Source organism: Nocardioides sp. Z38_18 (assembly GCF_058215695.1).
On sequence record NZ_JBZAJE010000002.1, the window covers coordinates 592,796 to 619,498 of the forward strand.

The following is a 26,703-nucleotide window of genomic DNA, read 5'->3' on the forward strand; positions in this document are numbered from 1 at the left end:
GAACGACTCAAGACTGCCCCCCTCAGCGAGCTCCGGTGAGGGGTCGGCGACGCACCGCGCGGCGGATGACCGAGCCGGGCTTGGACGCGAGCAGCGGGTCGAAGTCCTCGGTGATCGGCGTGAGGTCCGCCTCGTCCACGAACACGGCCCCGTCGCGCACCTCCTGCACCAGGTCGCGGCCGAGCACGGTGCCGGCCGTGCCCATGCCACCCCAGATCGTGGCGTTGATGCCGAACATGTGCTCGGTGCTGCCACCGGCGAGGAACAGCCCCGGGATGTGCGTGGTGACCCTCGGCCGGAACGGGCCGAGGTTCCTCAGCAGCGGCGCGATGCCGTAGCAGGACCCGTCGGTGGTGAGGGTGAACCGCTCCTGGGTGATCGGCGTGGACGCCTCGCAGAAGACCATCCGCTCGCGCAGGTCCGGGATCATCAGCTCGGCGGTGTCCAGCACCCGCTGGGTGAGCTCCTCCTTGACCTGGCGGTAGCGCTCGTCGCGGCCGTAGCCGTCCCCGTCCCCGGGGTCGCCGGCGACGTTCCAGAACTCGTGGTCCCTGGGCGCCCAGCTGACCAGCTCGAGCGTCGAGTAGCCGGGCGGCGCCGAGTGCGTGCCCTCGGGATCCTTGGCGGTGGGGCAGCTGATCCCGACAGGCATCTGCTCGGGGCAGCGGCCCGCGGCGACCTCGCGGTAGTACCCGTCGACGTCGTTGTTCGGCCACACCCACGCCAACGGGGGCGTGTCCCGCTCGCGCAGGTCGACGTCGAGGGCGACGTACACCGCGAACATCGGCAGGGTCATCTCGAGCTTCTCCAGCTTGCGGCGCAGCCGCCGGGTGAGGTGCTCCTCGCCGACCAGGTCGGCCCACGTCTTCTTGAAGTCGGCCGCGGAGACGACCACCTCGGAGCGGATCTCCTCTCCCCCGCGCAGACGTACGCCGACGGCGCGCCCGTCCTCGATCAGGATCTGCTCGACCCGGGTCTTGGTGCGGACCTTGCCGCCGTGGGTCGTGATCACGTCGGTGAGGTGCGCGCCGATCATCTGGCCACCGCCGCGCGGGTAGTACGCACCCGCCTGGAGGTAGTGGTGCAGGAAGCCGGCGTGCATCGCGGTAGGAGTCCGGTGCGGGGGCCAGGTGTAGTCGCCGTTCTCCGCGAGGATCACGGCCTGGGCGTCGGCGCTGAGCCCGCACGCGGCCATCAGCTTCGTGACCGGCCGAACCCCCCAGCGCAGCAGCGTCAACGGACGCCGGCGCGGCTGCTCGCCGGCCGCGATGATGCGCATGATCTCGACGCAGCGGCGCAGGCCGGCCTCCTCGTCGGGGAAGGCCGCGATCAGGCGCTCGAGGTAGGTGTTCCAGCCGGTCGGCGTCTGGAACGTCGTGCCCGGGATCATGATCTGGCAGTGGCCCTCGGGGCGCTGGCGCAGCCACTTGATCCGCTCGGTCAGCGCCAGGCCGGAGAGCGCGGTCTGCATCCGGCCGCCGGGGCCGCACTCCCCGACGTAGTGGGTGCCGACGTCGAACTCGAACTTGTTGCCCGCGCGGCGGAAGACCTGGGTGCTGCCGCCGACGACCTGGTTGGCCTCGAGCACCAGCACCCTCCTGCCGTTGGCCGCGAGGTACGCCGCACAGGTCAGGCCGCCCGGGCCTGCTCCCACCACCACCGCGTCCCAGGTCTCCTCGGCCTCACCCGGCTCGGTCCTCGAGGTCGGGGGCGTCGTGGTCTGCGTCATGGGGGCACCTTCGGGGAGTGATCTGGAGTCGGACTCCAGTTAACTCCCTGTGGCGTGTCTCGCCAAGGTGCCACCCTCCGTGAGGTGACTCAGGACATCGACTCGGGCCGGGGCTGACCTCCTGGGCCACCGTGCCCCGGCTGGGTGAGAACGCGATGCACCTGCGCGCCGAACTCGAGGTTGAGCAGGTCCCGCGGAGAGCGAAGCTCCACGTCGAGGATCTTCTCGATCCTGCCCAGCCGGTAACGAAGCGTGTTCGGGTGGACGTTGAGGGCGCGGGCCGTCTCCTTGTTCCGCATGTTGTTGTCGAGGAAGCAGCGCAGCGTTTCCACCAGACCTGACCCGTGCGCCTCGTCGTAGGTGAGCAGAGGCCCGATGGTGAAGTTGCGCACCGCGAGGAGAGAGTCCCGGTCGCCGACCTGGTACAGCAGCCGCAGCACGCCCAGCTCGCGGACGTCGATCGTCGGCGAGTGGTGGAAGGACTCGTCACTCGACTGCGCGAGAGACACCGCAAGCTGCAGGTTCTTCTCGACACTCCCCAAGGGGGTCTCCCCGATGATCACGAGGACCCATTTGTCGGGCACCACGTTGACCAGCTGACGGATGAGCCTCTCGGCCGCGCCCCCCTCGACCGACGCCGTCGGGAGCAACAGGCAGACCGACTGGCGTACGACCCCCATCAGGACACCCTCGGGCGGCAGCACCCGACGGAACGTCGCGGTGAAGCCATACAGCTCCAGCTCCGGAGTCGCAGCCCGGGGCACAGCCGCGAGCATGAACTGCGGAGAGGTCAGGTCCAGTCCCAGATGCGCAGCCTGCGCCTGTACCACCTCGCGCTGCGCATCGGTCTGGGCGTTGACCAGGTTCACGCACAGCTCGGTGAGGTTGGTCTGACGGTCGCGCTCCTCCACGGTGCGCCCCAGAAGCGCCAGAGAGGAGGCCACGGCTCCGTAGTCCAGCACCTTGCGTGGCGTGAGTCCCTGGTCCCGGTCCTGAGGCAGCGACCAGATCCTGGCCACCTCGAGACCGTCCATGCGGACGTCACGGAGGTAGAGGGACCAACCTCCGTTGGCCAGCCTGATCTCCTGGAAGACCGGAGAGGCCGCAACCGGTTCCCCGGCCAGCTCGCCGGCGCGGTGCGCCAGGACCATCATCCTCAGGGCACCCTCGCTCGAGGCCTCGGAGACCATCGCCAGGAGCCGACCCGACGGGTCCTCGATCAACAGCTCTCCCCCGAGCTCGGCCTGGAGGGAGCGAGCGATGTCGTCGAAACCGCCATGGGCCAGCACGACGCCGAGAAGCGCCTCGATCAAGGTCTCCTCCCGCGCCCTGACGCTGGTCAGCCGTTCGAGCTCCTTGACCTTCTGGCTCTTCTCGATGGCCCACGAGGACAACCGCACACCGGCTGTGGCGGCGTCGGCCAGGGTCGAGATCAGGGTGCACTCGAACGGCTCGAACCGATGCGACGTGCGGCGGTAGATGTTGATCACCCCGATGCTGCGGCCCAGGGATCGCATGGGGAAGGTGCCGACTGACAGGATGCCCTCCTTCCGGGCGACACGCACCCAGTGGGTGAGGCCGGGATCGGTTTCGATGTCCTCCACCAGGACGGGTCTTCCCGACTCCCAGGCAGCCCGGATGTTGGCGTGCGAAGAGGATTCCGCTAGGCGCTGGGGGTCGGTCACGATGGCGGCGTACTCGCTGGAGATGCCGAAGGTCGCTGCGTTCCTCATGCTCTCCGCGTCGTCCATCAGCAGGACCATCGCACCGTCGCACTGGGTCAGCCGGGTGGCCATCTCGGCGACCAGGCTGAGGAAGTCGCCCACGTCGCTGAAGTTGTTGACCTGGTTGAACAGGTCACTCAGCTCACGCACCCACTCAGCCAGCGAGTCCGGACGACTCCGCTCCTGAGGCGACTCGTTCCCGGAAGCCTGCGAAAGCACGGCCACACGCTACCCCTCGGCGGAATCCACCTTCCGGGCGCTCGTCTCCTCCACCACGAGGGCGCCCTCCCGACGCGCATAAATCTCCCGGAGCCGCTTCTTGTCGATCTTGCCGACCCCCGTCTTCGGGATCGAGTCGACGAACGACCAGCGTTCTGGGACCCACCACTTCGGCACGAGCGGCCGCAGGTGCGCCGCCAGGCCGGACGCGCCGGGAGAATCCTCGCCGGTGATGACGAACACCATCGGCCGTTCCTCCCAGCGCTCATCGGGCACACCGATCACGGCGACCTCGACCACGTCAGGGTGGGTTTGCAGATGACCCTCGAGCTCCACCGACGAGACCCACTCCCCTCCTGACTTGATCACGTCCTTGGCGCGGTCAGTGATCTGCAGATAGCCGTCCGCATCGATCCGCCCCACGTCACCGGTGCGTAGCCAGCCGTCGTCGAAGCTCTCCGGCGACGCACCCCGGTAGTACTCACCGGTGATCCAGGGCCCCTGCACCTGCACCTCTCCCACCTCTTCAGTGCCCCACGGCACGGGTGAGCCCGTGTCGTCCACCAAGCGCATCGCGACACCGAACACCCCGCGGCCCGTCTTGCTGTGCCAGGACCGAATCTCTGCCGGGTCCGAGGCGCTCTTGGGTGCCCTGGCCAAGGCGGCCAGCGGGCTCGTCTCGGTCATCCCCCACCCCTGGACCATGGGCACACCGGTGGTCGACGTCCACCGCTCGATCAGGGCGAGAGAGGTGGCGGAGCCGCCACTGACCACCATCCGCATGCTCGAGAGGTCGTGGCCTCCGGTGCGCACCTCGTCGAGGATCGAGGTCCAGATGGTTGGCACCGCTGCTGCGAAGGTGGCGCGCTCGGCCTGGATCAGGCCCGCGAGCTGGGCACCCCCGAGGGAGGCGCCCGGGAAGACGATGTCGGCACCGCTGAGCCACGCAGAGAAGGGGATGCCCCAGGCGTTGGCGTGGAACATCGGCACCACCACGAGGACCCGGTCCACCTCACCGATCGCGAAGCTGTTCGTCGTGCATGCGGCCACGGAGTGCAGGTAGATCGATCGATGCGAGTAGACGACGCCCTTGGGAGGACCGGTCGTGCCGGTCGTGTAGCACATGACGGCACCGAGGTTCTCGTCGAGCTCGGGCCAGTCGAACTCGGAAGACTGCTCGCCGACTGCCACCTCGTAGCGATGCACCGGGACGTCGCAGTCGAGGGCAGATGACGCGGATGGTTCGTCCTCCACGACGATCACGTGCTCGATCCCGCAGGCGTCGTCGCCAAGGAAGGACCGGGCGACGTCGAGCAACGATGCATCGACGACCAGCACCTTGGGCTCGGCGTCCGACACGATCGCCCGCAGCTGGTCACCACCCAGTCGCAGGTTCAGCGTGAGCAGCACTCCTCCCATGCAGGGAACCGCGAGGTAGGCCTCCAAGTGCCGTGCGTGGTTCCAGCAGAGGGTCGCGACCCTGTCCCCGGCCGTGACCCCACAGGCCTGCAGCGCGTTGGCGAGTCTGCCTGCCCAGGAGGCAACGCTCTCGAAGGTCCGATCGTGCACCGTGCCAGTGGGGTCGAGCGTTGCGACGACGCTGTCGGGAAAGTAACGGCGCCCGTACTCCATGATGCTGGAGACGACGAGTGGTTCACGCTGCATGGTGCCGTACATGGGCTGCTCCTCGGTCATGGTCGGATGAACTGTTCGGCCACGCCCAGGTCCACCGGGCTGCGTGCATCGGGATAGAGGTGACACCTGACCTGCGTGTCGCCGGGCGATGGCCGCATCGCCGGCGGGTCGGTCGTGCAGATCTCCATGGCATGGGCGCACCGGGAGTGGAAGTGGCAACCCGGCGGCAGGTCCAGTGGCGAGGGGATGGTTCCGCTGAGCACGATCCGCTGCCGGGTGCGTTGTCGGACGGGATCCGGCACCGGGACCGCCGAGAGCAGGGCTTGCGTGTACGGGTGCGAGGGGACCCCGTGGACCTGCTCCCCGCTCCCCTCCTCCACGATCTCGCCCAGGTACATCACGGCGATCCGGTCGCTGATGTGCTGCACGACGGACAGGTCGTGGGCAATGAACAGGTAGGCCGTGCCCAGCTGTCTCTGGAGGTCCTGGAGCAGGTTGACGATCTGCGCCTGGGTGGAGACATCCAGGGCGCTGACCGGTTCGTCGAGCACCAGGACTTCGGGTTCCACGATGAGCGCTCTCGCAATGGCCGCTCGTTGCAGCTGCCCTCCCGACATCTCCCCCGGATAGCGGGCCTCGAAGGAGACGGGGAGACCGACGAGCTCGAGAGCATCACGCACCGCGGTCCTGGCCGCAGGGCCACCCACCTGCAGGTGGACCTTGAGCGGCTCGGCGATGCTGCTGCCGATCGTCGCGAGCGGGTCGAACGAGGAGTGCGGATCCTGGAAGACCATCTGCATGTCACGACGGCGAACGCGCTCCGTCCCCGGGACGGGTTCGGTTGCACCCGGCGGTCGCACCGTGCCGGACGTGGGCTCGATCAGCCCCATGACCATGCGCGCAAGGGTGCTCTTGCCGGAACCCGACTCGCCCACCAGACCCAGGGTCTCGCCCCGGTCGAGGTGCAGGCTCACCCCGTTGACGGCGTGCACCTTCCGCGCCTTCCTGCGCCTTCCTCGGCCGACGGCGAAGACCTTGGTGAGGTCCCTCGCCTCCAGGACCCGAACCCCAGCCCCGGTCATGCGCGCTCCTCGAGGTGCAGGGGATCGCGTGTCTGCATGTCTGCCCCTTCCAGGACCAGCTCGTCGTGCCGGATGCAACGGGTCCAGCGCCCGGGCGACACCTCCAGCAACGGGATCTCACCCTGCGTGCAGCTGGTGGTCGCGTAGGCGCACCTGTTGCTGAAGACGCAGCCGGGAGGCCGTTCGCCGGGTTCCGGGACGGACCCGGGAATGACCCGGAGCCGTTCGTCCTTCCGACCGATCTGCGGCATCGCCTGCAACAAGCCCTCGGTGTAGGGATGCTGCGGTCGCGCGAACAGGTCGTAGACGCCAGCTTCTTCGACGATCTGACCCGCGTACATGACCACTACGCGCTGGCACTGCTGCGCCACCACGCCCAGGTCGTGGGTGACCAGCAGGATGGACAGGTCCAGCTCAGACTGCAGCTTCTGGAGGAGCTCCAAGATCTGCGCCTGGACCGTGACGTCCAGCGCCGTGGTCGGCTCGTCGGCGATCAGGAGCTCAGGCCCGCCGGCGAGTGCCATCGCGATCATCACCCGTTGGCGCATTCCCCCGGAGAGGTTGTGCGGATAGTCGCGCATCCGGCTCCGAGCCTCAGGGATCCCGACCTGCTCCAGCAGCTCCACGGCCGCTGTTTCGGCTCCCTTGCGACTGGTACGCCGGTGCAACCGCACCGCTTCCACCAGCTGGTTCCCGATCGTGAAGTTGGGGTCGAGGCTGGTCATCGGATCCTGGAAGATCGTCCCGATCGACTTGCCACGGAGGCCGATCACGTCCCGGAACGACATCTGCAACAGGTCCTGTCCACGCCAGAGAACCTGTCCGGAGACGATGCGTGCCGGTGGGGATGCGAGCAGGCGCACGATGGACATCGAGGTCACCGACTTGCCGGAGCCGCTCTCGCCCACCAGCCCGAGGACCTCCCCGCGATCCAGGTGCAACGAGACCCCGTGGGTGACCTGGCGGGTACCGCTCTTCGTCCGGAACTCCACACCGAGGTCCTTGACCTCGAGGAGGTGCTGGGGGGCGGACGCCTCGGGCTCGCGCACCGAGGTGGGCTGGGCAGCCGACCGCGCGACCGTCGTGAGGCCGCGGACGTCGCCCCGACCCATGCGCACCTTCTTGCCCTCCGCGCCCATGGCGCCCCGGACTCCCTCGGCCAGCGAGGTGGCCGCGAGAACCGTGACAGCAATGGCGAGCCCGGGGAAGACGAGCTGCCACGGGTGCGTGAACAGCGCCTTGTCGTAGGCGCGCCTGAGCATGTTGCCCCAGCTCGCGTCGGGCGGCTGCGCCCCGAGACCGAGATAGCTCAGGGCTGCCTCCGCGAGCAGGGCCGCTGCCATGGCGAACGCGACCGCGATCACCAGCGGTGAGATGAGGTTCGGCAGGACCCGGTGCGAGATGATCCACCGGTCCGAGGACCCGACGCTCCGGGATGCCTCGACGTAGGTCTCCTCCCGGATCGCCATCGCCTCGCCTCTCACGAGGCGCGCGATCTGGGGAGCGAACACGAAGGCCAGGGCCAGGACGATCTTCCAGGTGCCGGGTCCGAGCACACCCACCAGCGACAGTGCCAGCACCAGCGGGGGAAAGCTGAGTGCCGCATCCATCAGCCTCATCAGGACGTAGTCGACCCTGCCCCCGAAGTACCCGGCAACCAGGCCCAGGGGCACCGCGAAGAGCAGGGCAAGACCCACAGCTGCGAAGGCCACGGTCATCGACAGGCGAGTCGCGTGGATCAGGCGACTCAGGAGGTCACGCCCGAGGTCGTCGGTACCCAGCAGATGCTTCGCGTCCGGAGTGCTGAAGGCTCCTGAGAGATTCTGCGCAGACGGGCTGTGCGGAGAGATGAGCGGTGCGAACACAGCGACCAACACCATCACCAGCAGCACTCCCCCGCCGATGATCGCTTGCGGGTGTCCGATCGCCTGTCGCAGTGCCCGCGCACGTCCCGGACGAGCACCTGGCGTCTGGGGAGTCCGTGCGACTCCATCGTCGAGCGTGCTCATGCGGACCTCACCTTGGGATTGAGGAGGCCGTAGCTCACGTCGACCGCCAGGCTCATCAACATCTGCATCACCACGAAGACCAGGGCGACGCCCTGGATGACGGGGAGGTCGCGCGTCAGGGCTCCCTGCAACAGGTAGCTGCCCAGCCCTGGGATGGAGAAGATCTGTTCGATGATCACGGTGGCCCCCACGAGGTGGGCAAGCTCCACACCGAGCACGGTGACCACGGGAGGTGCAGCGCCGCGCACCCCGTGCTTGAGGATCACGGACCGGGGCGGGGCCCCCTTGGCCCACATGGACCGGACGTAGTTGGAGTCCAGCTGGGCCGCAAGAGCCGACCTCAGCTGGCGACTGACCTGGGACGAGAGGTACACACCCAGCGCGACCGCCGGCATGCAGATCGACTGCAGCCATCCGGTGAACGAGGTCGTCGGGCCGACGTACCCCGACGAAGGGAGCCATCCGAGCGTCACCGCGAACACGATGATGAGCAGAGCGGCCAGCCAGAAGTTCGGGATTCCGCTGCCCAGGGCCGCGACGACCCGACCGACCCGGTCACCGGCCCCTCCCGGCCGGATACCGCCGATCAGGCCCAGCGGTGCGCCGATGAGAAAGGCGACCACGGCAGCCCCCAGCACGAGCCCCAGGGTCACCGGGGCCTTCGCCAGGATGTCCGAACCCACAGTGGTGCCGGAGAACATCGACGATCCCAGGTCGAGCTGGACGACGTTGACCAGCCAGATCCAGTACCGCTCGAGCATCGGCGCATCGAGGTTCAGCGACTCCCGTACGGCGGCGATCGCCTCGGGCGTCGCGTCGGTCCCGCCGGCGAGGGTGGCCGCCGGGTCACCCGGGATCAGCTCGGTCAACAGGAAGACCCCGAAGGTGACCAGGAGCAGGATCGGGACGAACCCAGCGAGCCGCCTCGCCAGCAGACCTAGCACCGAAACAAACCTCTCGTCGGCGAGCTCACTTCAGGTACACGCCTGCGAGCACGGGACCCTCGAGGTCGCTGCGCACTTCACCGACCCCCTTGACCTTGTCGGACATTCCCAGCGTCACAGGCTCCTGCGCGAAGAAGAAGATCGGGAGATCGTCGAGGAGAGCCTGCTGCGACTCGGAGTACGCCTTGTTCAGTGCGGCTTCGTCGTCCGCTCCCAGGCTCAGCTTGGTGGCCTGCTCGAACTTCTCGCTCTTGTAGCCCATGTTGTAGGTGCCGTTGGAGTTGAGGAACGAAGCCGGGAGGTTGTAGTTGATCGTGGAGGCGAACAGGCTGTCCGGCTTCTTGAGCATCTCGTCCACGAAGTTCGGTGTGACGTTCAGCTTGAGGTTGATCCCCACTTCCTTCAGCTGAGCCTGGAGAACCTCCGCACCGGCCTGCATCTCGGGGATGTTCTGGACCAGCGCACCGATCGTGGTGCCCTCGGGCACCCCGGCGGCACGCAGCATCTGCGCGGCCTTCTTCGGGTCATGGGCGGGGGCACTCTCGAGCCCGTCGACGTGGAAGGGCGAACCCGGGTAGTACAGCGTGTCAGTCTCGACGCCGCGCCCGCCGTACGCCGCCTCATTGATGGCGCCTCGATCGAAGGCGTAGGAGAGCGCCTTGCGGGCCGCGAGGTTGTTGAAGGGCGGCCTGGTCAGGTTCACGAAGTAGTAGAGAACCTCGGTCCCCGGCTTGGACACTGTCGTCAGGCCCTTGCGCGACTCCAGGGCGGGGACGTCGGTCTCGGTGATCCTGGCGAGGTCGATCTGTCCCGACTGCAGGGCCGACATGGTGGCGGCCCCGCGAGCGGTCTGGATGAAGTCGACGCCATCCAGCTTCTGGTTCTTCGGCTCCCAGTACCCGTCCCATGCGCGCAGCGAGAGCTTCTGCCCCGCTGCCATGGACTCGAACTTGTACGGACCGGCGCCGACCGGGTTGCTGTTGAACTTGGCGCCGAGCTTCTTCACCGCTGTCGGTGAGGCGATGACGCCGAACCCGCGCGAGAGCACGAAGGTGTTGTTCAGCGTGAACGCCGTGGCCGGTGAGGAGTACTTGATCCGGGCAACGTTCTCGGAGACCACCTCGACCCCGGTCACGTTCTGGAAGTCGGCCGGCCTGGCCAGCGACTCCTCGGCCATGGCCCGGTCCCAGTTGAACTTCAGCGCAGCGGCGTCGAGCTTGGTGCCGTCCTGGAACTCGACACCGCTGCGAACCGTCACGTCGAGGGTCAACGGGTCCACGACCTTCCATTCCTGAAGCAGTCCGGGCTGCAGGGAGCCGTCCTCGTCGCGGTAGATGAGGCGGTCGAAGATCAGGTCGTTCCACGAGTTGCGGTTGGGGACGAGGGACTTGCCGTCGTTGAGCGGGTCGAACTGAGCACCTCCCATCGGGGTGAGGTCGACCCCGTACCGCAGAACCGAGCCCTCACTGGAGCTGCTGTTCGAGGATTCCCCACATGCCGCCAGTGTGAGCGGCAGTGCGGCCGCCAGTCCGATGGCGCATGCCTTCGCACCCCAGGCCTTGACTCTGATCATTCTTCTGTCTCCCTTCGCGCAATGGCCCGAGCAGTCAGCGCGTTCGTGGTTCCGTCAGTTGTGTGATGTCGGTGCTGCCGTGATTCCTCTAGTGGAGTCGACCCAGGGCGATGCCCGTCACCGCTTCGGTGCTTGCACCCAGTCCCGGGATCTCCACCCCCTTGTCTGCGTCGAAGATGGTTGCCATACCGGTCCAGGCAGGACGGGGGAAGAGAATCTGGTCGCCGTCGGGGGAGGAGACCGGTGTGAAGTAGCCGCGGTCGTGCAGGTGCCGGTCTGTGACCAGGTCGGCCGCGCTCATGACCTTGGCCCAGGGGATGGAGCGACGCTGCGCCTCGTGGAAGACGTAGTCCGAGTCATGGACGGCACAGAACTTGGCGAACTCGCCTGCCAGGGCGTGGAGGTTCTCTTCCCGCAGCTTGTGGGTGGAGTATCGCGGGTGAGCGAGATCGTGCGCGACCCCCGCGTCGTCGAACCAGTCCCGGAGCGCCTGGAACCGCCGATCGTTCAGGTACAGAGGGAGCGCGCAGACGTAGGCTCCGTCCGCACACTGATGCTGCCACTGCGGCGTGTGCGGAGCCGCTGCCGAGTGTCGTCCGGTGTGGCGGCGCACCTCGGTCTTGCCAAACTCCCACAAGGACAGGGGAATCTCGGTGGACAGGGCGATGCAGTCGTGGACGGCCACATCGATCTCGCGCACGCGGTCGCCAGGCGCCTGCTGCAGCGCCGCCACCGCAGCAGTCGCGGCGATCACGCCCGCGTAGTGGACGGCCTGGCCGCCCGTCGGAGCGATGGGCTGAGCCGGCTCGTCCCCCACTGCGTCGTAGCCGGTCTGTCCCACAACCCCGCCGAGCGCCAGCGAGACCAGGTCCGAACCTCGGTAGTCCCGCCACGGACCCGTCCGTCCGAACCTGGAGACCGCCACATGGACGGCTCCCGCAGCGGCGCCGGCCAGCGCGGAGAGGCCGAGCGCATCGGACCGGGTGGGCGCGAGACCGTCGAGGAGCACGTCGCACGACGCGACCAGCGATGCCAGGCGCTCGCGATCGTCATCGGTGTCGAGATCGAGCACCACGGAGCGCTTGCCTGCGTTGTAGTACCAGAAGCCGAGGCTCCGCTCGGGACCCGGAGCGTTCCCGTGGAACGGCCCGTTCCGTCGAGCCGGAGATCCAGCCGGGGGCTCCACCTTGATGACGTCGGCACCCAGGTCGGCCATCAGCTTCCCGGCGTACTGCGCGACGCCGTCATCCAGCTCGACGACCACGACACCGCTGAGAGGAAGCGCAGAGGGGTCGAGGCTGGCGTCCGCGGCAACGTGCTCGGCCCGAGCGCCCCTCCCGGAAGCGTCTCCCTGCTGGTCGCGCACCTGCTTGCCCACACCTGGTGCGACGGGAGCCCCGACGGGCTTGTCGCCGGTCGGCCACAGCGCTCCCTCGGCCTCGATCCGGGAGATCTCGTCGGGCGACTTCGCCAGCAGCCCGGTCAAGATGTCATAGGTGTCCTGTCCCAGGATCGGCCAGCGCTCCGCAACCGGCACGGGGCGATCGTCCACACGCAACGGGATCGACGTGAACCGGTGTTCCCCCACCACCGGATGACACCTGGTCCCGAACACGCCACGCGCCGCCAAGGACTCATCTCGCTCCAGCCGGTCCCGCCCGGTCTGCATGGCACCGGCCGGCACGCCCGCAGCCTGGAGGAGGGCCATGAGCTCGTACTTCCCGTGGCCGCGGGTCCACTCACCGATGCGGCGATCCAGCTCTTCCTGGTGCGCGAGACGACTCTCCAGGTCGCCGAAGTCGGCACTTTCGGCCCACTGCGGTGAGCTCATCGCCGCCTTCAGTGCGTGCCACTGGTCTTCTTCGAGAACCGTGATGGCGCAGAACGCGTCATGACCGGGGTCGCTCGTGGGGTAGATGTTGTAGGGAGCGCCGACCTCGAGACGAAACCCGTCGACCTTGGCGCCGGGCCAGCTGCTTCGGCACCCGGGGGGAAACCCTGGCCCGTCGAGCATCGTCGCGTTGGAGATCTGGTCGAGCAGTAGGACTCCGATCATGGAGGCACCGGTCTCGATCTGGGAAAGGTCGATCCGCTGACCACCGCGGCCGGCGCGTTGCTGGTGCAGGGCCGCCACGATGGCCCAGCTCGCCTGGTAACCGGCCATGACGTCGAGGTAGGAGAAGCCCCACCCGGCGGGAGGCCGCCCCGGCTCGCCGGAGGCGTGCGTGACGCCACTGGCTGCTTGCGCCGTCGGCCCGTACGCGACGTAGCGGCCGTAGGGGCCGGTGTGACCGAAGCCCGAGAGGCTCAGGTAGATCAGGTTCGGGTTGAGCTCCAGCATGCGCTCGTGGGTCCAGCCCCAGCTGGCCATCACTCCCGGGGAGAACGCCTCGATCAAGACGTCGCTTCGCTGGATCAGGCCTTCGATCACCTGCCGTCCGGACTCGCTCTTGGTGTCCACCGTCAGGCTGCGCTTGCCGATGTTGAGGTCGGCGAAGAAGCCGCTGCTGTCGATGACTCCCTCCTGGACCGGAGAGAAGGAGAAGTTCCGGCCGGGATCGGCACGCTCGGGCCATTCCACCTTGATGACGTCGGCACCGAACTCGCAGAGCACCTTGGTCGCGGTCGGACCTGCGACGTTCCAGGTGAAGTCCAGGACCCGGACGTCGGCCAGGGGCGAGAAGGGCATCGGTTCTCCGGTTTCGTGCAGGGAGGTGTGGGACGCATCACGTTAGGGGCAGAGCAACCCGCCCGCCATGTAACGAAGTGCCCAACTCGTGCGGGTTTCCTTGTGGCTTTTCACAAACCTCGAACTCCCTCGGGGCCGCGCACCGAGGTGCGGGCCAAGATGACGGCGACCGACGCGACCCGCGTCGGCGAGTGGAGGAATCGGTGAGCTCGAACACCCCAAGACAGCTGCAACCAGTGATCGCCGGGCTCGGTATGACCAGCCTGGGCAAGGTCTACGGGAAGACGCCGGCGCAGCTGGCCGGGGAGGCTGTCAGGCTGGCCGTCGCCGACGCCGGCCTGGGCATGTCCGACGTGGACGGCCTCCTGACCAATGCCGGGCTCTACGGCGGCACAGACATGTACGCCGCCAGGGACTTCGGTCTGCGGGACCTGAAGCTCCAGTCCGAGATGCAGGCCTTCGGCTCATCAGCCGGAAACATGGTGCAGTACGCCGCTCTGGCCGTCTCGAGTGGTCTCGCGAGCACCGTCGCTTGCGTCTTCAGCGACGCCCCTCTGCAGGCCGGGCAACGCACCGGCTCCGCCTACACGGGCAAGGGCAGGGCCCCAGCCGGGATCCCGGCCATCGGCTACGCGAGCGGGACACGTGGCGCCTCCACGATGTACGCGATGGCAGCGCGGCGGCACATGCACGCGTACGGCACCACCAGTGAGCAGCTGGGCGCAGTCGCTGTCGCCACGAGGGCGTGGGCGGCGCTGAACCCCCTCGCGCAGTTCCGCGAGCCATTGACCCTGGAGGATCACCAGGACTCCCGGATGGTGGCCGATCCCCTCCATCTCTACGACTGCTGCCTCGTCAGCAACGGCGCGATAGCCGTGCTCGTCACCACGGCGGAGCGAGCAGCCGAGCTCCAGCAACCGCCGGTACACCTTCTCGGCTGGGGGCAGTCGCACCCTGGACGAACACGCGAGCGAGGTTCCGCGTTCGGGCTCGAAGGTTCCGGCGGCCCATCGGGGGCGGCTGCCCTGGAGATGGCCGGGATATCGATCACCGATGTCGACATCGCCGAGCTGTATGACTGCTTCACCTTCACCACGATCCTCTCACTGGAGGACTACGGCTTCTGTCCGCGCGGTGAAGGTGGACCGTTCGTGGAGAGCGGCGCCACGGCGCCCGGAGGCTCTCTGCCGGTCAACACCGGAGGCGGACAGCTCTCCAGCTACTACATGTGGGGAATGACCCCGCTCTCCGAAGGCGTCATCCAGGCCCGCGGGCACGGCGGCGACCGACAAGTGGCGAAGAACGACGTGGTCCTGGTGAGCGGCAACGGAGGGATTCTCGACTTCCACAGCACCCTCATCCTGAGCCCACTCCCACCTTCGAAGGGATGAAGCACGTGACCATCGACCCAGCGGGTCTCGAACCGATCCGGCGCGACGCGGCGTCCGAAGAGTTCTTCGAGGCAGCCTCCGACGGCCGCCTGGTCCTCCCCCGATGTCGAGGATGCAGGCATTGGTCGCCTCTCACCGCGCAGGTCTGCACTGCGTGCGGTGCCGACGACCTGGAGTGGACCCCCGCAAGCGGACGCGCCCGGGTGGTCTCCTGGACCGTTCTTCCTCGGGCCGCGAACGGGACAGCACCGGAGCGGGTGATGGTGATCGCCGAGCTCGAGGAGGGGCCGTGGCTCGAGACGCGCTTGTGGGGCGCCGCTCCGTCGGCCGTGACCATGGGACAGGAGCTCCGCATCGAGTTCGCCACCCCTGACGACGGGGAAGCCCTGCCTCTGGCGCTCGCCGTGGAGGTCAACGATGCGTAGGACCATCTTCGATGCAGAGCACCGGTCCTTCCGCACGGCATTCCGCACGTTCCTGGACAGGGAGGCGGTTCCGAACGTGGAAGCCTGGGAGGCCGCCGGGACCCCCGATCGAGAGTTCGTCGCAACGGCCGGTCAGGCCGGATACCTCGGCTTCGAGTTCTCTCCCGAGCACGGCGGCCTGGGCCTGGAGGACTTCCGATACAACGCGGTCATGGCCGAGGAAGTCGTGGCCTCCGGCACGGCGGGCGACACGTTCACCATGCAGAACGACATCATCGCTCCCTACCTACGACATCTGACCACCCCCGCCCAGCGGAACCGGTGGATTCCCAGGTTCACCTCGGGCGAGCTGGTGGTCGCGCTCGCGATGACCGAACCGGGCGCCGGATCCGATCTCGCCGCGATCACCACCTCGGCCCGACGGGAGGGCGACGAGCTCGTCATCAACGGAGCCAAGACGTTCATCACCGGCGGCAGCACCTGCGACCTCGCCCTGGTGCTCACGCGTACCGGGGAACGGGACGGACGAGGGACCACGTTCGTCGCAGTCGAGGCCGGCGCGCCGGGCTTCACCCAGGGCAAGCCCATGCACAAGATCGGGCGCAAGGGCCAGGACACTGCCGAGCTGGCCTTCGACGACGTGCGGGTGCCCCTCGACAACATCATCGGAGAGCCCGGGCGCGGGTTCGCCAGCGCGATGGCCAACCTCCCCCGCGAACGTCTGTCGCTCGCGGTCTCGGCAGTCGCGTCGGCGCGCCGTGCGACCCAGCTGGCCGTGGAGCACCTTCGCCAGCGGATCGCCTTCGGGGCACCCCTCGCGCAGCTGCAGTCGGTGCGCATCGCGCTCGCGGAGATGCACACCGACACCGAGGTCATGGAGTCCTACGTCGACCGATGCGTGGTCGCACTCAACGCAGGTGAACTGACGCCGGTGGAGGCTGCCGGCGCGAAGTACAAAGCGACCGATCTGCAGTGGGACGTGAACGACAGGGCACTACAACTGTTCGGAGGCTACGGATACATGGAGGAATACCCGATCGCCCGCATGTGGCGCGACGCACGTGTGCAGCGCATCTACGGCGGCGCCAACGAAGTCATGAAGGACCTGATCGGCCGATCGGTGGTGGGGGGTTGAGCACCCTGGCAGGTCGAGTCGTCGTGGTCACTGGTGGGTCCCGTGGAGTCGGCCGGGGAATCGCCGAGCGGCTCGGTCGAGACGGTGCGACCGTGGCCGTCAACTATCGGCGCGACGCCGAGGCGGCGCGTGAGGTCGTCGACCAGATCCGCCGAGCCGGTGGCACGGCAGGGGTCTTCCAGGCCGCCATCGACGACCCGGCGGCGGTCGCCGACATGGTCAGCCACATCCGGCGGGATCTCGGTCCAGTCTCCGCTGTCGTCAGCAACGCCGGCGTCGCCAGCCGCGGCGCCACGGTCGTCGAGTCGTCGGAGCGCGACTTCCTCACCCAGCTGCGCGTGCACGCGCTGGGACCGATCAACCTGATCCATGAGGTGATCGAGGACCTGCGCAGCAGCCCCCGCGGCGACGTCATCATGATCTCCAGCACGAACGTCGACACGGCACCGGCCGGCACCGCGCCGTACACGATGGCGAAGGCAGCCATGGAGAGCTGCATCCGCACGCTGGCCTGGGAAGAGCGCGGGCACGGAGTCCGCGCCAACATCGTGGCCCCCGGGCTGGTTGCCACCGAGATGGGACGGCGTCTCGTGGAAGCCACGTCGGACGGCACCCTGGCTGACCTCGACGCCCAAGCCCCCTTCGGGAGGGTGTGCCGGCCTGAGGACATCGCCGGCGCGGTGGCCTACCTTCTGTCGGACGACTCGGGCTACATCACGGGGCAACGCATCCGGGTCGACGGGGGCGGACGCGACCCCTCCATCTACTGAGGATGAGGGGCTCTGGTGCGGGCAGTGCCATGGCCCACCATCGAGCTCGGCTCCCGACTGGGCTCAGCCGGTGGCCGAGCGCTCAGTCCTCCCCGGACTGTCCGATCAGGCCCTCGAGCAGCACCAGCCCGGCCTCGATCACGGCCTGCTCGACACGCTCGGGCGACAGCACCAGGGCGTCGCGGCGCAGCGCCAGCGCGGCGACCCCGTTCCAGGCGCCGAAGAGGAAGTACGACATCAGCTCCGGGTCGACCTGCCGGATCGCGCCGCTCTCGACTGCTTCGCGGATGCTCTGCTCGAACTCCCGCCGGAGCTCGCTGAACCGCGCGACCACCTCGTCCTCGACGGGCGTGCGCGGACCACGTTCACCCGTGACCGTCAGGTACTTCACCACCACCGGGTGGTCGAGCAGGAGCCGCAGGTAGGCGGCGCCGACCCCCGCGAACCGCTCGAGCGGGGAGGTCTCCGCGGCGTACGCCGACCGGAGCGCGTCGGTGGCCACGGCCAGGACCCGCTCGGTGACCGCTGCCAGCAGCGCGTCCTTGGTCCCGAAGTGCACGTAGACCGACGCGGGCGAGATCCCGGCCTGCGCGGCGACGTCCTCGATCCTGATCTCCTCGGGCGCCCGCTGCGACATCAGCTGCTCCGCCGCGTCGACGAGGAGGGCGCGCGTGCGCTCCCTGCGCCGCGAGCCACGCGCCACGGCGTCAGAAACGGGCTCCGGGGCGTCGGTCACCCAGACACAGTAGGGCTCCCCAGAGCACCACGGCCCCATCCACGGCTGCCGCGACGACCACGGCCATCGCGGCGCGGTTGAGGTCCGGGGTGAGGGTGCGGGCCATGCCGTGGACAGCGGAGGCGACGACGGCAGCGGCAACGGCCATCAGACCGGCGAGACGCAGATCCGCCCGCAGTGGACCCCCCATGAACGTGACCAGGGAGAACATCCCCACCAGTCCCCCGACGATCGCCGCCGCGCCGGCGCCGAGGACATTGGCGACCAGGACCGACGGGATCACCACCACGACGATCAGCACCAGCATCACCGGGCTGCCCTTGCGCTGGGGCACCTCGGCGTCCGCGGCCTCGGTCACGGCCGCACTCCTCGACGGACACCGGTCCGCACCGGACCGCCGCGCCGAGCCACGGCACGTAGCTCTCTCAGCTACTTGATCTCGATCCGCCGCGGCTTGTCCGCCTCGCTCTTGCGGATCGTCAGCCGCAGCACCCCGTCCTTGAGCGAGGCATCCACGCCGTCGGCCTGCACCTTGCCCGGCAGGTCGACCCGGTAGTCGAACTGCCCGGTCCGCCTGGTGTGCCGGTGCAGGATGCCCTTGTGCTCGCGCTCCTTGACCTCGCCGTGGATCGTGAGCCGGTTGTCGTCGAGCTCGACGTTGACGTCCTTGGCCTTCACGTCCGGGAGCTCGGCCTCGACGACGAAGGCGTCGTCGGTCTCCTCGATGTCCACGGGAGGTGCCCAGGACGCGCTCAGCAGGCTGGGTGAGTCACCGAAGGAGGACTCGAGCAGCTTGGAGAACCTGCTCTGGAGATCGTCCATCTCCTGCAGCGGGTTCCACGTCCTGACGTCACTGTTGCGGCGGCTGGGCAGTGCCATGTCGAACAACCTTCCTCGAGAGTCGAGCACTGCCTCGCTGTCGGGGCGGCACGACGAGTTGTGAGCTGGATCACCTACTCCGATGCTCCACCTGCATTCCAAACCGAGCCGATACCTGTCCCGCACGGAGACGCCCACAGGCTGCGGCCGGCGATGGATCCCTTGGGAACACACCCCGGACCGACGATGCTGGAGAAGCAGTTCAGCGCGACAGGCGCCCTCCGTGACCTTCGGGGACGGCTCCGGGAAGGGGCGCACAAGCCGATGGCAGCGACCGGAACGCCAGCGCCCACCGGCGGTCGCCCAGCGCCGGGGGACGCGGCGTACTGGGCCTCGTCGGGAAACCAGGTGCTCGACGACCTGGAGGCGGACCGCGCCGGACTCAGCAGCGACGAGGCGGCCAGGCGCCTGGAGGCCTCCGGTCCCAACCGGCTGTCGCCGAAGCGCCGGACAGGGGTGATCCACGAGCTGCGCTCCCAGTTCACCCAACCGATCGTGCTCATCCTGATCGCGGCCGCCGTACTGTCCCTCGCCCTCGGTGACCACATCGACGCCGGCGTCATCTTGTGCATCGTCGTGCTGAGCGGCCTGCTCGGCTTCTGGCAGGAGCACAGTGCCTCGACGACCATCGCCGGGTTGCTCGAACAGGTGCAGATCCAGGTCGAGGTACGGCGCGACGGACGTGTGGTGTCCATCGATCCCGCGGAGGTCGTCCCTGGCGACCTCGTGGTGCTCAGCGCCGGCGACGTCATTTCGTGCGACTGCCGTGTCCTCGCCGCATCCTCGCTCCAGCTGGACCAGTCCGCCCTCACCGGGGAGACCTATCCGCAGCACAAGGGCCCGGAGCCGGACCCGGCAGACGCCCCACTCGCCAACCGGCACGGCGTCCTGTTCCAGGGCAGCCACGTGGTGAGCGGACAGGGCGAGGCGGTGGTGGTCGTGACCGGTCGGGCCACCGAGCTGGGCCAGATGTCGCGAACCCTCGTGTCCGCTGCGCCGTCGACCAGCTTCGAGGAGGGGACCGCTCACTTCGGACTCCTCCTCGCCCGGGTGACGCTCCTGCTGACCCTGTTCATCCTGGTGGTCAACGTGGTCCTCGGCCGCCCCCTGATCGACGCGGCACTGTTCTCCCTCGCGCTCGCGGTCGGGGTCACCCCCCAGATGCTTCCGGCCATCATCTCGGTCAGCCTGTCCACGGGAGCGCGTCGGATGGCCCGTGCGAGTGTCATCGTTCGGCGACTCGACGCCATCGAGGACCTCGGCAGCATGAACGTGCTGTGCACCGACAAGACCGGCACCCTCACCGAGGGCAGCCTCACCCTCCACGCCGCCCTCGACCTCAACGGGGAGGAGTGCACAAGAGCCGCCGACCGCGCCGCGGTGAATGCGGCGCTGCAGACCGGGTTCACCAACCCGCTCGACCAGGCCATCCTGCGCAACGGACGTCCGGACGCGTCGTGGCAGGCCGTCGCAGAACTCCCCTTCGACTTCGAGCGCAAGCGACTCTCGGTCCTCGCCGACGGACCCGACGGGCGCGTCCTGATCACCAAGGGCGCCTACGCGAAGGTCCTGGAGCTGGCCGTCTCCGCAGCCACCCCCGACGGGACGCGCGCACTGGACGAGGTCAGGCACCTCTACGACGAGCAGTTCCGTGCGCTCAGCGCGGAGGGCTACCGGGTCGTCGCCGTGGCGGAGCGGTCCCTGCCGGACCAGTCGCAGGTCAGTACGGCGGACGAGCAGGGCATGACCCTCCTCGGCCTGTTGGCGTTCGACGACCCCGTCAAGGAAGGGCTCGACTCGACGATCACCCAGCTCACCGACCTCGGCATCCGCCTGTGCATGCTGACCGGCGACAACCGCCTCTCGGCGCAGCACGTGGCACGAAGGCTCAGTGCCGGCGAACCGCGCATCATGACCGGGGCCGAGGTCGACGCCCTGGACAACGAAGACCTGGCGCAGGCCGCCGCCGGGATGAACGCGTTCGCCGAGCTCACGCCGACCCAGAAGGAACGGATCATCACCGCGGTGCGCGCCGGGGGGTCGGTGGTCGGCTACCTGGGCGACGGCGTCAACGACGCGGGGCCCCTGCACCTGGCCGACGTCGGCATCTCGGTCGACACCGCGGTCGACGTCGCCAAGAGCGCTGCGTCGATGGTGCTGCTGGACAAGGACCTCGGGGTGGTCGTCGAGGGCGTCCGCCTGGGACGAGCGACCTTCACCAACACCCTCAAGTACATCTACACGACCGTCAGCGCGAACTTCGGCAACACCGCCAGCATGGCGGCCGCCTCCACCTTCCTGCCGTTCCTGCCGCTCCTGCCGCGCCAGATCCTGCTGCTCAACTTCCTCTCCGACCTCCCGAGCGTCACCATCGCCGCCGACCGGGTCGACCCCGAGAGCGTCGTACACCCGCGCAGGTGGGACCTGCGCGAGGTCAGGAACTTCATGGTCGTCTTCGGCCTGCTCAGCAGCGCCTTCGACCTGCTCACCTTCGCGATCCTGGTCCTGGTCTTCGACGCAGGCGCGACCCTGTTCCAGACCGGCTGGTTCATCGGCTCCACCCTCACCGAGCTCGCCGTCCTCTTCGTCCTGAGAACCACGCGGGTGGCGTGGCGCAGCCGGCCGGGCACTCCGCTCATGGTGACCTCCCTGGTCGTGGGCGTGACCACGATCGCCCTGCCGTTCCTGCCCTTCGCCCTCGACGCCCTGGGGCTCACCCGCCCATCCCTCACCCTGCTGCTGGTCCTGGCAGGCATCACCTGCACCTACGTCGCCTCCGCCGAGGCCACCAAGCGCGTCTTCTACCGCCGGGCCACGGACCCGCAGACCCGGCCGGCACCTGCGGCGCCACCGGAGCCCAGGCAGCACCGTCTCCTGGCGCGGCTCGCAGGTGAACACGGCCGAATCCGGACGCCCTCACTGCTCAAGCGGATCTGAAGGTCGCCCGCACGCGTCGGCGCTGGCACAGGCGTCCCGCGGGTGCCACCCACCCTCTGGGAACCTATACCCCTCTGGGTATCCTGCCGGCGACATCGTCGCTCAGGAGAAGAGGACCCATGAACCGCCTACGCCCCGCCGCTGCGGGCATCACTCTGGGCATCACTCTGGGCCTCGCACTGCTGCTTGCCGGCTGCGGCACGGAGGCCGCACCGGAGCCCTCGGCCAAGGCCCGTGGGGTGGAGGTCAGCGACGCCTGGGTGCGTGCCACGACGGGCAGCAAGGACGCCTCGATGACGGGCGCCTTCATGGAGGTCGCGAACAAGGGCGATGCCGCCGTACGGCTGGTGGGCGCCACGTCGTCGGCCGCACACATGACCCAGGTGCACACCATGGTGATGAAGGACGGCAAGAAATTGATGCAGCAGCTCGAGGAGGGCCTCGAGATCAAGGCCGGCTCCCACGTCCACCTGCGCCCCGGAGGCCACCACGTGATGCTGATGGGGCTCTCCGAGCCACTGGCAGCGGGCGACGAGGTCGACCTCACCCTCGAGTTCAGCGACGGCACCGAGGAGGACCTCACCCTCCCGGTGAAGGAGTTCACCGAGGAGGAGGACCACTACCACCCGTCGACGACCCCCTCGCCGTCGACGACCCCCGAGCCGTGACCGACGGGGGCCGCGACGGGGCGCCGTCGCGGCGCCACCTGCTGGGATGGGCGGGTGCGGCCGGAGCCGCTGCGGCCGCCGGGACAGCGGGCTTCACCTTCGCGCAGAGCAAGCACGACGACGTCGCCGTCGACGACGACACGATGGCGCTGCCGCGCACGGTGAGCCCCTACGGCGCGCACCAACCGGGCATCACTCAGCCGATGCCGCGAGCCGTGCGGCTGCTGGCCCTGGACCTCCTGGACGGCACTGACGCCGACGCACTCGCGCGACTGATGCGCCTGTGGACCGGCGACATCGCCGCGCTGGCGGCCGGGCGCCCTGCCCCCGGGGACACCGCCCCCGACCTCGCCCAGTCGGCAGCCGACCTCACGGTCACCGTCGGCTGGGGACCCGGGCTCTTCGACAAGACCGGCCTGGCCTCCGCCCGCCCCGCAGGGCTGAGCACGGTGCCGGCGATGCGCCACGACCGGCTGCAACCGCGCTGGGGCGGCGGCGACCTGCTGCTCGTGGTCGCCGGTGACGACGACACCAGCCTCAGCCATGCCACCCGGCGCCTCCTCCTCGACGCACGCCCGTTCGCCCGCCTCCGGTGGGAGCAGCAGGGCTCGTGGCGGGGCCGCGACCAGCGTCAGCGCCCGGTGACCGGGCGCAACCTCTTCGGCCAGGTCGACGGCACCGGCAACCCCGAGGTCGGCACCACCCTGTTCGACGACACCGTGTGGGCCACCACGCCGGGCTGGTTCACCGGCGGCACGACCGTCGTCGTACGCCGCATCGCGATGAACCTCGACACCTGGGACGAGCTCACCCGGAACGAGCAGGAGCGCGCCATCGGCCGCGACCTGACCCACGGAGCACCGCTCTCGGGCACCCGGGAGACCGACGAGCTCGACCTCGAGGCCCGCGACGCCCGTGGGGACCTCGTCATTCCGCTGGGTGCCCACTCCCGTCTGTCGCACCCGTCGCAGAACGCCGGCATCCGCATCTTCCGCAAGGGCGCGAACTTCACCGACCCGGGACCAGCCCGCTCCGCGGGGCTGATCTTCCTGAGCCACCAGGCGGACATCGGTGCCCAGTTCACCCCGTTGCAACGGCGACTCGACGAGCAGGACGACCTCAACACCTGGACCACGGCCATCGGCTCGGCCGAGTTCGCGCTACTGCCCGGCTTCACCGAGACAACCTGGCTGGGTCAGAGCCTGCTGGGCTGACTGCGCCTGGAGCGGGTGCTCACGACGAGAGACTGCCTGGTGCTCAGGTTCCTTTCCACGTCACGCGGCTCCAGGTCGTAGCCGGTCGTGTGGCCGCCCGACCAGTTGAGACCAACAAGTGGGCCGTCCTTGGGGCGTGTCGAGAAGTCTGTGGTGGGCCTCGCTCGCAGCTCTTGCCGTCGCGGCCTTGGTCATCGCCGTGGCCGTGGCACTGACCAACCGGGGCGACTACTCGCTCGGTCTCCTTGGGTACGCCACCGCCGTCGTCGCTGCACTCCTGGTGCCACTGGGCCCAGGATGGGTCGCCTCGGGCAAGCACCGCGCTCGGGAGGCGCAGCAGGCGGGCTCCAGCTGAAGGCGTCGACTACCCCGAGGCGCGGGAGAACGCGGCCGCGCCCCGGAGGGCGAACTCCCGCGCTATCTCCTCACGGCCGTGTCGCCCGTGCAGCAGCGACCACAGCAGCAGCCGCGCCTTCACCGGTGTCAGCCATCCGGCCCCGACCGCCCCCCGCCCGCGCAGGTCTCGCTCCGATCCGACGAAGCCGTACGTCTCCCGGGCGGTGGTCCCGCCACCGGTGCGGCTGGCGAAGACCACGGGCAACCGATCGACGACGTCACTGACCGCTGCGGCGACCCCCGTGGAGACGTGGCCCACCCCCATCGCGGCGAGGACCACGCCGTCGTACCCAGCGTCGGCGGTCAGCCGCAGCAGGTCACCGTCGTCCCCCAGATGGGTGGTCAACAGAGCGACCCGGAGCGCGACCCCCGGCACCTCCGCCCCCACCAGGACCGGGTGCCTGGTCGGCCGGTTGCCGTAGACGGGCTCCCCCTCGACGAGACGGCCGAATGGCCCGAACACTGGCGACCGGAAGGCCTCGAGTGCCATGGTGTCGGTCTTGGCGACCCGGGCTGCGCCGTGGATCTCGTCGTTCATCACCACCAGCACGCCGAGATCGCGCGACGCGGGGGCGGCAGCCGTGATGACGGCGGCCATGAGGTTCGCGGGACCGTCACTGCCGGCGCGCTGCGGGCTGCGCATGGCGCCGGTGACCACCAGAGGCTCGTCTCGGTCCCAGAACAGGTCCAAGAGGTAGGCCGTCTCCTCCAGTGAGTCGGTCCCCTGGACGAGCACCGCGCCGGCAGCACCACCGTCGATGACCGTGCGGGCCCACGCCAGCGCATCGAGGCAGTTGGCGTGACCGAGGGAGGCACCCGGCATGACCGCAAGCGTCGTCGCCTCCAGCGTGGCCAGCGAGGCCAGAGCCGGGACGGCGGCCACGAGGTCGTCCGCCGCCAGGGTGGGGGTGACTCCGACGCCCGACTCCGACGTCATGGCGATGGTGCCGCCGAGGGACCCGACCGCAACGCGTGGCTTCGTCATGCCCGGTGCCCGGGGCCGGGCAGGAAGGCCCCGCTGCGGTCGTCCACCGGTTTGCCGTCCTCCGCCGCGAGCCGACCGCGCAGGTAGGTTCGCACCACCTGCCCGGTCACCTCGCGGCCGTCGAACGGCGTCCAGCCCGCCTTCGAGAGGACGCTGGCGTGGGAGAGCGTTCTCGTGGCGGCAGGGTCGACCAGGACCACGTCGCCGTCGGCGCCCGGGGCCAGCCGGCCCTTGCGTGGCCACAGGCCGTAGGTCTTCGCCGGGGTCTCGCTGTAGACCCGTACGACGTCCTCGTAGGCGAGGTGTCCCCGAGCCGCGGCATCGAGCAGCAGCGCCATCGTGCTGTCCAGCCCCGGCAGACCGAAGTGGACGTTCCAGATGTCCCCCTCCCGCTTCTGCTCGAGCGTCGAGGGTGCGTGGTCGGTCGACATGTGGGTGAGTACGCCCCGTCGGAGCAGGTCCCACATCTCCCGCTCGTCGTCATCGGTGCGGGCGCGGGCCGGCGGGGTGAACTTGCGCAGTGCCCCGTGCTCGTGGACCTCGTCCTCGCGCAGCAGGAAGTACTGCGGACAGCCCTCCGCAGCCAGCATCGCTCCACGGGCACGCTCGCTGGCGATGTAGGAGGCCACCTCCGGGTTGCTGACGTGCGCCACGGTCGCCCTGGCTCCTGTGCGTCGCACGAGCAGAGCAGCGACTGCGGCGGCCACCAGCTCGGCGTCCCGGTTTCGCCAGTCAAGGAGCACGGCGTTGTCGTCGCGACCCTGCTCGTGGAGCAGTCTCTCCGCGCTCTCGGTGAGGGACTCGTCCTCGCAGTGCATCAGGCTCACCGCGCCAGCCAGCGCCGTGGACTCGAGGTGCGACTTCAGCGCTGCGGCATCGTGGCCGGGCACACCGTGAGTCGTACAGGTGAAGACCTTGAAGAACGAGACGCCCGCCCGCCAGAGGTCCGCCACCTGGTCGGTCTGACCGGGCCAGGCGTGCGCGGCCAAGCCGAAGTCGACATTGGCGCGGCCCTGCAGGTGGTCGAGCTTGCCCCGAAGGTCCTCGGCGGTGCGGACCGGCCGGCCGTGCGAGTGCTCGACGATGGTGGTGACCCCCGACGCTGCCGCCGCGCTGGTGCCGGTCGGGAAGTCCTCCCGCTCGGGGCTGCCCGGGTCCATCAGGTGCACGTGGGTGTCCACCGCCCCGGGCATGACCAGCAGGCCGCCGGCATCAACGGTTTCCCGGGCACTGGGGCGGTCGGTCCCGACGTAGGTGATCACCCCGTCGGTAACGGCAACGTTCGCGCGACGGCGTCCACCCGGGGCCACGACGGTGCCCCCGGCGATCACGAGGTCTGCGGCAGGCATGTCACTCCTAGTCGGGCACGAGGGGCATCAAACGGTGGCCGGGACGGAACCGCAGCCTTGGTGGGCGTCCTGCGACAGGTCCACGACCTGCACGTCGCCGCCCAGTCCGGTCTGCCGGACAGTTCGGGCTACGCGCTTTGGCAGCCTAGGCCGAGACCACGAGGCGCGACCGCTCCGATCGGAGCAAGTTGATCGGCACGCACGCACCGATTGA

21 protein-coding genes and 1 pseudogene are annotated in these 26,703 nt (G+C 69.0%); 8 read left to right on the plus strand and 14 right to left on the minus strand.

Annotated features, from left to right (window positions below):
* Positions 1-22: 22 nt before the first annotated feature.
* From AC4BGC_RS13990 to AC4BGC_RS14030, 9 genes and pseudogenes are all read right to left on the minus strand, one after another.
* The gene (locus AC4BGC_RS13990) at positions 23-1,729 is read right to left on the minus strand and encodes a phytoene desaturase family protein (RefSeq protein WP_490556309.1); all 1,707 of its coding nucleotides are present in this window, start codon (positions 1,727-1,729) and stop codon (positions 23-25) included.
* Between the two features lie 89 nt (positions 1,730-1,818).
* The gene (locus AC4BGC_RS13995) at positions 1,819-3,603 is read right to left on the minus strand and encodes a helix-turn-helix domain-containing protein (protein WP_490556310.1); all 1,785 of its coding nucleotides are present in this window, start codon (positions 3,601-3,603) and stop codon (positions 1,819-1,821) included.
* 78 nt (positions 3,604-3,681) lie between these two features.
* A complete protein-coding gene (locus AC4BGC_RS14000; RefSeq protein ID WP_490556311.1) occupies positions 3,682-5,367 on the minus strand; it encodes a long-chain fatty acid--CoA ligase in 1,686 nt (561 codons plus the stop codon).
* A complete protein-coding gene (locus AC4BGC_RS14005; RefSeq protein ID WP_490556312.1) occupies positions 5,364-6,389 on the minus strand; it encodes an ABC transporter ATP-binding protein in 1,026 nt (341 codons plus the stop codon). Before AC4BGC_RS14005 ends, AC4BGC_RS14000 begins: the two co-directional genes overlap by 4 nt.
* Complete coding sequence (locus AC4BGC_RS14010) at positions 6,386-8,101, minus strand: dipeptide/oligopeptide/nickel ABC transporter permease/ATP-binding protein (RefSeq protein WP_490557186.1); 1,716 nt, start codon at positions 8,099-8,101, stop codon at positions 6,386-6,388. The genes AC4BGC_RS14005 and AC4BGC_RS14010 overlap by 4 nt, the downstream gene beginning before the upstream one ends.
* Positions 8,102-8,215: 114 nt before the next feature.
* Positions 8,216-8,398, minus strand: a pseudogene (locus AC4BGC_RS14015) (hypothetical protein); the annotation flags it as partial.
* Positions 8,395-9,342 (minus strand): ABC transporter permease, encoded by a 948-nt coding sequence (locus AC4BGC_RS14020; RefSeq protein ID WP_490556313.1) that lies wholly within the window; start codon positions 9,340-9,342, stop codon positions 8,395-8,397. The gene AC4BGC_RS14020 and the pseudogene AC4BGC_RS14015, both read right to left, overlap by 4 nt.
* A 25-nt stretch (positions 9,343-9,367) precedes the next feature.
* On the minus strand, positions 9,368-10,915 hold the full coding sequence (locus AC4BGC_RS14025; protein WP_490556314.1) for an ABC transporter substrate-binding protein: 1,548 nt from the start codon (positions 10,913-10,915) through the stop codon (positions 9,368-9,370).
* An 88-nt stretch (positions 10,916-11,003) separates the two neighbouring features.
* Positions 11,004-13,604, minus strand: a complete 2,601-nt coding sequence (locus tag AC4BGC_RS14030) for a CaiB/BaiF CoA-transferase family protein (protein ID WP_490556315.1) — start codon at positions 13,602-13,604, stop codon at positions 11,004-11,006.
* 203 nt (positions 13,605-13,807) lie between these two features.
* Between AC4BGC_RS14030 and AC4BGC_RS14035 the strand changes: the two genes are divergently transcribed.
* The 4 genes from AC4BGC_RS14035 to AC4BGC_RS14050 are packed head-to-tail and all read left to right on the plus strand — an operon-like array spanning position 13,808 to position 17,325.
* Entirely contained in the window at positions 13,808-14,995 is a 1,188-nt protein-coding gene (locus tag AC4BGC_RS14035; protein WP_490556316.1) for a thiolase family protein, read from the plus strand.
* 5 nt (positions 14,996-15,000) lie between these two features.
* Entirely contained in the window at positions 15,001-15,420 is a 420-nt protein-coding gene (locus tag AC4BGC_RS14040; RefSeq protein ID WP_490556317.1) for a Zn-ribbon domain-containing OB-fold protein, read from the plus strand.
* A complete protein-coding gene (locus tag AC4BGC_RS14045) occupies positions 15,413-16,555 on the plus strand; it encodes an acyl-CoA dehydrogenase family protein (RefSeq protein ID WP_490556318.1) in 1,143 nt (380 codons plus the stop codon). Before AC4BGC_RS14040 ends, AC4BGC_RS14045 begins: the two co-directional genes overlap by 8 nt.
* Positions 16,468-17,325, plus strand: coding sequence for an SDR family NAD(P)-dependent oxidoreductase (locus AC4BGC_RS14050; RefSeq protein WP_490556319.1), 858 nt, complete (start codon positions 16,468-16,470; stop codon positions 17,323-17,325). The genes AC4BGC_RS14045 and AC4BGC_RS14050 overlap by 88 nt, the downstream gene beginning before the upstream one ends.
* 82 nt (positions 17,326-17,407) lie before the next feature.
* Here AC4BGC_RS14050 and AC4BGC_RS14055 read toward each other — a convergent pair whose 3' ends face one another.
* The 3 genes from AC4BGC_RS14055 to AC4BGC_RS14065 form a co-directional block, all read right to left on the minus strand.
* On the minus strand, positions 17,408-18,061 hold the full coding sequence (locus AC4BGC_RS14055) for a TetR/AcrR family transcriptional regulator (protein ID WP_490556320.1): 654 nt from the start codon (positions 18,059-18,061) through the stop codon (positions 17,408-17,410).
* Positions 18,033-18,419, minus strand: coding sequence for a hypothetical protein (locus AC4BGC_RS14060; protein WP_490556321.1), 387 nt, complete (start codon positions 18,417-18,419; stop codon positions 18,033-18,035). The genes AC4BGC_RS14055 and AC4BGC_RS14060 overlap by 29 nt, the downstream gene beginning before the upstream one ends.
* A gap of 71 nt (positions 18,420-18,490) precedes the next feature.
* A complete protein-coding gene (locus AC4BGC_RS14065) occupies positions 18,491-18,940 on the minus strand; it encodes an Hsp20/alpha crystallin family protein (RefSeq protein ID WP_490556322.1) in 450 nt (149 codons plus the stop codon).
* Positions 18,941-19,204: 264 nt separating this feature from the next.
* Here AC4BGC_RS14065 and mgtA point away from each other — a divergent pair, with 264 nt between their 5' ends.
* The 4 genes from mgtA to AC4BGC_RS14085 all read left to right on the plus strand — a co-directional run bounded on the left by mgtA (position 19,205) and on the right by AC4BGC_RS14085 (position 24,114).
* Positions 19,205-21,877, plus strand: coding sequence for a magnesium-translocating P-type ATPase (gene mgtA, locus AC4BGC_RS14070; RefSeq protein WP_490556323.1), 2,673 nt, complete (start codon positions 19,205-19,207; stop codon positions 21,875-21,877).
* A 119-nt stretch (positions 21,878-21,996) separates the two neighbouring features.
* Positions 21,997-22,545 carry a copper chaperone PCu(A)C gene (locus AC4BGC_RS14075; RefSeq protein ID WP_490556324.1) on the plus strand — a complete coding sequence of 183 codons (549 nt, stop codon included), beginning with the start codon at positions 21,997-21,999 and terminating at the stop codon, positions 22,543-22,545.
* The gene (locus AC4BGC_RS14080) at positions 22,542-23,759 is read left to right on the plus strand and encodes a Dyp-type peroxidase (RefSeq protein ID WP_490556325.1); all 1,218 of its coding nucleotides are present in this window, start codon (positions 22,542-22,544) and stop codon (positions 23,757-23,759) included. Before AC4BGC_RS14075 ends, AC4BGC_RS14080 begins: the two co-directional genes overlap by 4 nt.
* A 136-nt stretch (positions 23,760-23,895) precedes the next feature.
* The gene (locus AC4BGC_RS14085; RefSeq protein WP_490556326.1) at positions 23,896-24,114 is read left to right on the plus strand and encodes a hypothetical protein; all 219 of its coding nucleotides are present in this window, start codon (positions 23,896-23,898) and stop codon (positions 24,112-24,114) included.
* A 9-nt stretch (positions 24,115-24,123) separates the two neighbouring features.
* Here AC4BGC_RS14085 and AC4BGC_RS14090 read toward each other — a convergent pair whose 3' ends face one another.
* Both AC4BGC_RS14090 and AC4BGC_RS14095 read right to left on the minus strand, forming a co-directional pair.
* Complete coding sequence (locus AC4BGC_RS14090; protein ID WP_490556327.1) at positions 24,124-25,140, minus strand: asparaginase; 1,017 nt, start codon at positions 25,138-25,140, stop codon at positions 24,124-24,126.
* Positions 25,137-26,489, minus strand: a complete 1,353-nt coding sequence (locus AC4BGC_RS14095; protein WP_490556328.1) for a dihydroorotase — start codon at positions 26,487-26,489, stop codon at positions 25,137-25,139. Before AC4BGC_RS14095 ends, AC4BGC_RS14090 begins: the two co-directional genes overlap by 4 nt.
* Positions 26,490-26,703: the final 214 nt, after the last annotated feature.

Excerpts from the sequence above, each read along its gene's own strand:
- AC4BGC_RS13990 (WP_490556309.1), bottom strand. The coding sequence starts at position 1,729 with ATGACGCAGACCACGACGCCCCCGACCTCGAGGACCGAGCCGGGTGAG.
- AC4BGC_RS14000 (WP_490556311.1), bottom strand. The coding sequence starts at position 5,367 with ATGACCGAGGAGCAGCCCATGTACGGCACCATGCAGCGTGAACCACTC.
- AC4BGC_RS14005 (WP_490556312.1), bottom strand. The coding sequence starts at position 6,389 with ATGACCGGGGCTGGGGTTCGGGTCCTGGAGGCGAGGGACCTCACCAAG.
- AC4BGC_RS14025 (WP_490556314.1), bottom strand. The coding sequence starts at position 10,915 with ATGATCAGAGTCAAGGCCTGGGGTGCGAAGGCATGCGCCATCGGACTG.
- AC4BGC_RS14030 (WP_490556315.1), bottom strand. The coding sequence starts at position 13,604 with ATGCCCTTCTCGCCCCTGGCCGACGTCCGGGTCCTGGACTTCACCTGG.
- AC4BGC_RS14045 (WP_490556318.1), top strand. The coding sequence starts at position 15,413 with ATGCGTAGGACCATCTTCGATGCAGAGCACCGGTCCTTCCGCACGGCA.
- AC4BGC_RS14065 (WP_490556322.1), bottom strand. The coding sequence starts at position 18,940 with ATGGCACTGCCCAGCCGCCGCAACAGTGACGTCAGGACGTGGAACCCG.
- mgtA (WP_490556323.1), top strand. The coding sequence starts at position 19,205 with ATGGCAGCGACCGGAACGCCAGCGCCCACCGGCGGTCGCCCAGCGCCG.
- AC4BGC_RS14075 (WP_490556324.1), top strand. The coding sequence starts at position 21,997 with ATGAACCGCCTACGCCCCGCCGCTGCGGGCATCACTCTGGGCATCACT.
- AC4BGC_RS14090 (WP_490556327.1), bottom strand. The coding sequence starts at position 25,140 with ATGACGAAGCCACGCGTTGCGGTCGGGTCCCTCGGCGGCACCATCGCC.
- AC4BGC_RS14095 (WP_490556328.1), bottom strand. The coding sequence starts at position 26,489 with ATGCCTGCCGCAGACCTCGTGATCGCCGGGGGCACCGTCGTGGCCCCG.